General features: G+C 40.1%; 4 protein-coding genes. All 4 read right to left on the bottom strand.

The annotated features are described in order from the left end of the window. Nucleotides 1-353: 353 nt before the first annotated feature. Complete coding sequence (locus C4S54_RS16030) at nt 354-524, bottom strand: hypothetical protein (RefSeq protein ID WP_160110775.1); 171 nt, start codon at nt 522-524, stop codon at nt 354-356. A gap of 1 nt (nt 525) precedes the next feature. Next, nucleotides 526-4,089, bottom strand: coding sequence for a clostripain-related cysteine peptidase (locus tag C4S54_RS13860; RefSeq protein ID WP_103870046.1), 3,564 nt, complete (start codon nt 4,087-4,089; stop codon nt 526-528). A gap of 169 nt (nt 4,090-4,258) precedes the next feature. Further along, nucleotides 4,259-4,810: a hypothetical protein gene (locus C4S54_RS13855; protein ID WP_103870045.1), complete on the bottom strand. Its 552-nt coding sequence runs from the start codon at nt 4,808-4,810 to the stop codon at nt 4,259-4,261. A gap of 37 nt (nt 4,811-4,847) precedes the next feature. Then, entirely contained in the window at nt 4,848-7,265 is a 2,418-nt protein-coding gene (locus C4S54_RS13850; RefSeq protein WP_103870044.1) for a glycoside hydrolase family 3 C-terminal domain-containing protein, read from the bottom strand. Nucleotides 7,266-7,271: the final 6 nt, after the last annotated feature.

The raw sequence follows: 7,271 nt of genomic DNA, 5'->3' as shown, positions 1-7,271 counted from the left end.
ACAGAATGTCTAGTGATACAGTGGAACTGTTGTTGATAGGTAACGTCACGCCAATCCGAGAAGGCCGCACATATCCAAGAAAAAAGCATACCAAACGTGTAGTTCCACTAAGTTATAGAGCATAAATTTCTCCAAGAATAAATGGCACGGAAGAAGCAGGAGCAATCCTGCTTTCTTGGCGTGCCATTTGTTTTGCAAACAAGATATGAAGTTTTCTAAAACGGAGTTTTTATGCCATCCGTTATGTATTAAATGCACTTGAATACCTTAACTAAATGACATTGGGACGGTTCTAATGACTTATTAAAAGCAAGTCATTAGAACCGTCCCTGTTATTCTACATTAGCCTTTTCTTATCTGCCTGCAAATATATTGTCAGTTTTACATGTGGGACATTTTACCTTCGTTTTTGACATATCAGCATCAAAAACTGTTTTGCATTTTATACATGAAACCTTCATATACTGAATTTTCTTTGCACCTCCGGCAACACTCTCAAGTTTTTCATCCTCGATCCTTACCATTTCAGTTCTCCTCCTCATCAGGAATTATCGCTTCATCATTAGTTTTATTTTCATCTGCAACGTCATCGTTTTTCTGTGTTTCCTCTACTGCCTCTTCCTGCGCATCTGTAGTATCAGCTTCATCATTGACTTCATCCGCTTCTACAGCCCCGATATCAGTAATACTCTCTTCTTGCTTAGTATCTTCCGTTTTTTCTTCCTGCCCAGCATCTTCTGTAGCATCTTCCATCTTAGTATCAGCTGTTTCATCTGCCTGAGCTGTATCAGATACTTCTTCTGCCTTGATAGTATCAACAGCAGCTTCTTTTTCTATATCAGCTACTTCAACCACTGTCTCGCTGGCAGCTGTCTTTGCCTCTTCAGTGTCAAAACCTGTCTTTTCTTCAGAAACTACAACCTCTGCAGCAGGTCCTTCCTTTACCTGGTCAATCTTATTTTCTGTCTTTTCATTAGCTTTATCTCTTTCAGCCTGCACATTTTTAACGGCCTGTTTTAATACTTTCTCAGCTTCCTTCTGACTATTCTTCCAAGTCATGGCATTATCGCATTCATTATCAGGAATATAGTCATAGAACTCCTCCAGACCTTTCTTTTCTGTTGAACCTTTCGGATTTAGATTATCTGTGGCAAGATAATATTCATCTCCAAATACGTCATTGAGGTAATATTCGGCATACAAGTCTTTCGCATAAAGACAGTCAACGCTTAGATCTTTACCCTTCTCCACGTAAACAGTTCCAAGTGAATAAGTATTTGGCGTCTCATTTATTGAATAAAAATCATCAGCACCACCAAGTATCTCCAGATAAGTGTCATCAAGCTCTGACATATCATGTGAATGTTTTTCCTCTCCCTCAACGAAATCATTGTACCTGATAGGTGTGTATTTCCATTCTTCCTCACCCTTTTCATTCTTTGCATGGGAGCTCTGAACATACATCCTTATTGAAGACAAATTGTTTTTTCCTGCCTGATCAACCATGTATGCTGTTCTTGTCTTGTCGCCGGCATCTATTCCTGAAGCAGTCTCTTCAGATGTCCAGTTTCCAAAAGGAATGTAGCCGATAAAATTACCATCATCCAGAACCTGTGTAACATACATGCTTACTATCTGCCCGTTAAGTGAATACCAAAGCTGATCAAAGGCCAAAGCCTCGTAAGTAACACTTCCATCATCCCGAATTACCTTGCCGCCGGAATAGCCATTCTTATTTCCTACAGAAACAAAATGTGTATCGTCACCCTCTCCAATATTCAAATACACCTTAACATCAAGCTTGTCGCCGGCAACAAGTGGATCAATATTTTCCACCTTCACAACTGCAGTGCCATTGTAGTCGCCGTATTTATCATTGTTTTTGCGTTCAGGCATCGTTATTGTTACTTTATCCGCTGATATTCTGTCATCAATCATTTTCTGTATTGTCTTAACGATAGGGTCATCAGGATTTTCTCTATCCACACCCGAAGCATTTACAATGTATTTGTCATCTTTATCCTTGTCTATATAGTCTTTAAAAAGCTGCTCTACTGTAGGATTTTCTTTTTGATCCCAGAATATAGATAGTCTGCGACCTGCAAGGTTACGTACTGCGAGCTTTGCTGCTGTTAGTTTGTACTCTTTATTTATGTTATTCTCTTCATATATTCTCAAGAGCTCGGCTGCTTTGTTATTGAAGTAAAGCATTCCCTTTTCAGCCGGTCTTTCATAATATGCCTGTATAGGGTAGTATATGCTTATTCCGCCATTATTCACGCCTGTTTCTTTATACTTATTAGCAAGTACACAATCATCAATGGCTGCAATCACTGCATTACTTGCGTTTACAAGTTCCGGTGAGTATTCCTTATTCTCATCTGTAAAAAGAGATACCAAACGTTTTAGATCAAGAAGATTGCTCGATCCAAAGCCTTCCCTTGTTGCAAAATGAGATTTTGGACCTACAGATGCAATGATGTCATAGTATCTTGTGTCCGCTTCCTGCATAAGGCAAAAAGCAAATTCACTCACCTTCTTATCAAGCGTTTCCATTTTGCTAAGGTCCATCAGCGAGAGTGTTGAATTGCCGTTCTTAAACTGATCAATAAAGCTGTTTACTATAGTATTGCCAAAATCCTGCGTACTAACCATAGGATCAGTTCCAAGAGCATTAAAGAATGCATTGTAGTTCCAACCAATTCCCGGCACGTTCTCTTCAGAGCCAATATAGAAATCTGCATAGGGCGCAATAGTTGAGGCGACCTCATAATTGCCCATTTGGCATGCATCAAACCCGATAAGATCGAATTTACCGCCATTCCTTACATAATCAGTTCCCTCAAGGATTTCTTTTATCTTTTTCAAAGAAACTGTATTTTCTATTGTATTTTTCTGTTCCGGATGTTTCTCAAGATACTCCGCAAGGAACTCATCATCACCATATCCGCCAGGTCCGCCGCCATGGTCCCAGATTACAAGATCATACTTTTCTGCTGGCGCAATAGATGTAGTGTAGTCAATTGCAGATATGAAAAAGTCCTTATCGACAATGTACTGATTCTCATAGGTCTTCAATAACTTAAGACTGTTATTTCCGCCCTTATTCACAACCTCATAAGTCTGAAGTCCCTTGATATCTGTACTGTATTTTCCAAGCAATTCTTCAGTTTTCTCATCAACAGCCTTTTTCTGCTGAGGAGTAAATTTGTTTTGATCCACCTCTGGATAAAGAAGATTAGAAGCATAATCGTAATATGTCTTCTTATCGTTCATATGCCAGGTCTTGGTTCCGCCGGCTACAACAATTACCTTTACATTATCAGGAATATTGGCCCTTAACATATCCAGAATATTCTTGGTTCCATAAGCACTGCCTGTCTCAAGGTTCGTTCCATCGAGATAGATAAGAATAGTTCTGGTAAAAAGCTTTTCCTCATCCTGCTCTTTTGTTGTATTCTCGCTCTCAACCTCTTTTGTATCAGCTTCTAAAGTATACTCTGCATTATTTTCAACTTCACCTGCCTGATCTTTCTGAGCCTCTATAACTGCTTCATAAAATCTGGCATAAAGAGCTCTCTCACTATCCTCTTTTCTGGCCTGCTCAATAAAAGCATTTAGGAATTTAGATAAATTCTCATCCTTACCAGCCTTTACAAGGCCTTCATATTCAGAAGTAAAAACTCCATTAAGGCTGCAGCTTGGAAAGCTTGTTACTCCTTTTTTCAGCTGGATGTTAACAGGTCCAAATATCTTATTAAGGTAAGAAACGCTGTCTTTTGCAAGCTTCTCATCGGTAACTGTAACAGCTAAAGAGAGCTTATTTTTTCCCTTGCTGACAGTATATGTTGTTTGCCCATTATAGCTGATACTTAAGCCCGGAAAGCTGTCTGATCTAAGAACAGCTCCAATGGGGAACTTACCCACAAGGCTTGTGCCTTCAGATATCTGTGCTGCAGCAGATGCTTGCAACGAGCTTTGTTCTACTGCCTGAGCTACTATCGCTCCTCCCCCCGGAGCAATAACATTAGAAGCAATAAAAGTTGCTGCAAATGCAGATGTGAAAAATTGTTTCACTTTGATTCTCATAACATCTCCCTCTCATATCTCGTTATTTTTTACACTCACATAATATTTTACGAGCAGGACTGCACCTTCGGCACTTAACAATTTTTAAACTTTCTAAAAAAAGTATAAAAAAAACTGATGTAGATACTTTCTACACCAGTTCTTATTACAATATTTAAGAAACTAAATTTCAATCTTTCTTTTCAGTCTCAGGGAAGATTATCTTGTTTACAAAGAAGAATACTACCATGCTTACACCACCATTAAGAACTATAGTAGCTATATTGTAAACAAATGCAGGAACGAACTTACCTGCAACTGCAACCCAAATACAGTTGATAGAATTAACTATACAAGTGATAACAATAAACGCAAGAACATACCATGCGATCTGCTTTCCTGGCTTTTCATGATTACGGAATACCACAAGCTTCTGAATCGGGAAGTTGATGCACTCACCTATCACCATGGCAACCATGTAAGCTGTAAAATATGCAAGTCCACCATTAGCCTGATCATACCCTAATATATTCCACTCAAAAGTCTCTCCTGCAATTGTAAGCGGGATTCCCGGCCATCCAAAAGCTCTGTTGCCTAGGAATGCGAAGGCTGCTGGCAAAAATGTAAGTAACAGATATTTAAATACAGTGATAAGGTTACTTACAATTACGAACAAGCCTCCCTCTCTAACCCACTTTGCAACAGCAGGGTGCTTTTCTGCAAAATCATTCCACAATTTCATAATATTTCCTCCAATCAGCCAGAACCGTGCTGATGCTTTATTTTATTTTTGCTTCATATTCTTTGTTTTTCTTGCCATTTCTGAAATATCCGCCAATGATCTGACCAAGTCCTCCAAAGAAATGACCGTTAACAAGCTTAACAATTCCTTCTGCCATCTCCATGCTTACTGCTCCGCCTGTCATCTTTGCCATTGCTCTAAATGGCATGTTGTAGATGAAGAGAATATTAAGATCAGGCTTTCCGGATTCGTCAGCTTTTTTCTTCATAGCTGTAAGCTTCTTATAAGCAAATCTTGCAAGAGAACTCTTTGCGTAATACATCTGACAGAAAGCATCGTTAAGTCCAAGCTCTCCGCTCCACTTTCCATCAGGAACACTTCTTCCAAGAAGCTTTTCGTATTCTGCAGTCTCAACTGACTGGATCTTTCCTGAATAATATGAAGGAAGGTCTTCTTTGCTATAAGGGATATTTTCTGTTGTTTCAGACTTGAACACCTCTGCTGTAAGCCTGATATCAGCACTGCTTGCTCCCACTGAAATGATGTATTTACCATCCTCAACTTCCCAATTATTTGTTTTTACATTCCAATAACGGAAAGTCTTGTCATCAAATGCAATTGTTACTTTCTTGCTCTCACCTGCTTTAAGGAATACTTTTGCAAATCCTTTGAGCTCCTTTTTAGGTCTGAACACCTTGCCGCCTGGAAGTCCAACATAGAGCTGTGCAACCTCTGCGCCATCTTTTGATCCTGTGTTAGTGATAGTAAATGTTGCACCCTCATCTGTCACAGAAATGTCGCTATACTCAAATGATGTATAAGACAAGCCAAATCCAAACGGATAAAGTACAGGCACATCAGCTGTATCGTAGTATCTATAGCCAACATAGAGACTTTCTCTGTACTCAGAAGTCCTCTCCTGGCTTGGATAGTAGCGATAAGCAGGCGTATCCTCAAGTCTTCTCGGAATAGTTTCTGAGAGCTTACCGGATGGATTAACATCACCCATAAGGATATCCATAACCGCTCCTGCACCGGCCTGTCCATTGAGATAACAGTGCAAAAGAGCTTTGAAATAGTGATGCCATGGCATCTCGATTGCAGAACCTGCACTGATTATACCAACAAGGTTAGGATTAACCTGACCAAGCTCCTGCAAAAGATTTATCTGGTTCTGAGGAATTCTCATATGAGTTCTGTCCATTCCCTCAGACTCACTGTCCTCATTAAGGCCAAAGAAATACAGTACTATGTCAGCTTTTGCTGCTATATCAAGGGCTTCTTTTTTAACAGCAGCATCTTCCTGACCATTTCTTGAATATCCTCTGCTCATACCAACAACCTGAAGGTCATAAGTACCAATAAGCTCTGCTACAGTCTCAATCTTTGTAGGATTAACCAGTGATGATCCTGCTCCCTGATATCTTGGAACAAATGCAAAATCACCGACAATAGCAACCTTAGCTCCAGCTTTAAGAGGAAGAATATTTCCTTCGTTTTTCAAAAGAACTGTACTCTCAGCAGCTGCTCTTCTTGCAATGCCATGATGAGCATTCTTATCAAAATCATCCTTCTTGCCCTGGGCATTTACATACAGTGTCATAACTGCATCTAAAAGCTCATCTACTCTTGCGTCTACATCTTCTATCTTGATCTTTCCGCTTTCTACAGCTGCAATGAGTTCTCTTGCAGAATCAAGACCAGGATTGGGCATCTCAAGATTGGAGCCTGCAGCAACGCCAAGTGCATGATCATTTGAAGCGCCCCAGTCGGTGATAACAATGCCGTCAAAGCCCCATTCCTGCCTCAAAATATCATTCAAAAGATGCTTATTCTCATTGGCATATGTTCCATTTACCTCGTTGTAGGCTGACATGATAGTCTTAGCCTTGCCTTCTTTTACGGCAATCTCAAAGCCTGTGAGGTATATCTCTCTGAGTGTTCTCTCATCAACCACAGAGTTCATAGCCATACGGCGAAGTTCCTGTGAGTTTACTGCAAAATGCTTAGGGCATGCGAAAACACCCTGTGACTGAATACCTCTAACGTAGGAAGCTGCCATCTTACCAGCAAGATAAGGATCTTCTGAGAAATACTCAAAGTTTCTGCCGCAAAGTGGACTTCTTTTAATATTAAGTCCGGGGCCTAAAAGAACATTTACACCCTCTGCCATTGCTTCTTCACCAAGAGTTTCTCCAAGTGTTTCCCCAAGTTCAGTATTCCAGCTATTTGCTATTGTTGCAGCTGTCGGAAAACAAGTTGCAGGAAGTGAAGCATTAAGTCCCAAGTGGTCTCCTGCTCCTGCCTGCTTTCTAATGCCATGAGGTCCATCCGAACAGAAAATTGAAGGAATACCAAGCCTTTCAAAGTCTCTTGTCTGCCACTCACCCTTACCACTTAAAAAAGCTGCCTTCTCTTCAATTGTCATCTTCTCAATGATATCCTGATGTTTCATGATTAC

Origin of the sequence: Butyrivibrio sp. Su6 (assembly GCF_900108105.1) — a bacterium.
In the GTDB taxonomy this organism is placed as follows: Bacteria; Bacillota; Clostridia; order Lachnospirales; family Lachnospiraceae; genus Butyrivibrio.
This window is presented reverse-complemented; position numbering and strand designations above follow the sequence as displayed.

Bases quoted from the DNA above. Each gene is read 5' to 3' on its own strand.
- C4S54_RS16030 (WP_160110775.1), bottom strand. From the start codon at position 524: ATGGTAAGGATCGAGGATGAAAAACTTGAGAGTGTTGCCGGAGGTGCA.
- C4S54_RS13855 (WP_103870045.1), bottom strand. From the start codon at position 4,810: ATGAAATTGTGGAATGATTTTGCAGAAAAGCACCCTGCTGTTGCAAAG.
- C4S54_RS13860 (WP_103870046.1), bottom strand. From the start codon at position 4,089: ATGAGAATCAAAGTGAAACAATTTTTCACATCTGCATTTGCAGCAACT.
- C4S54_RS13850 (WP_103870044.1), bottom strand. From the start codon at position 7,265: ATGAAACATCAGGATATCATTGAGAAGATGACAATTGAAGAGAAGGCA.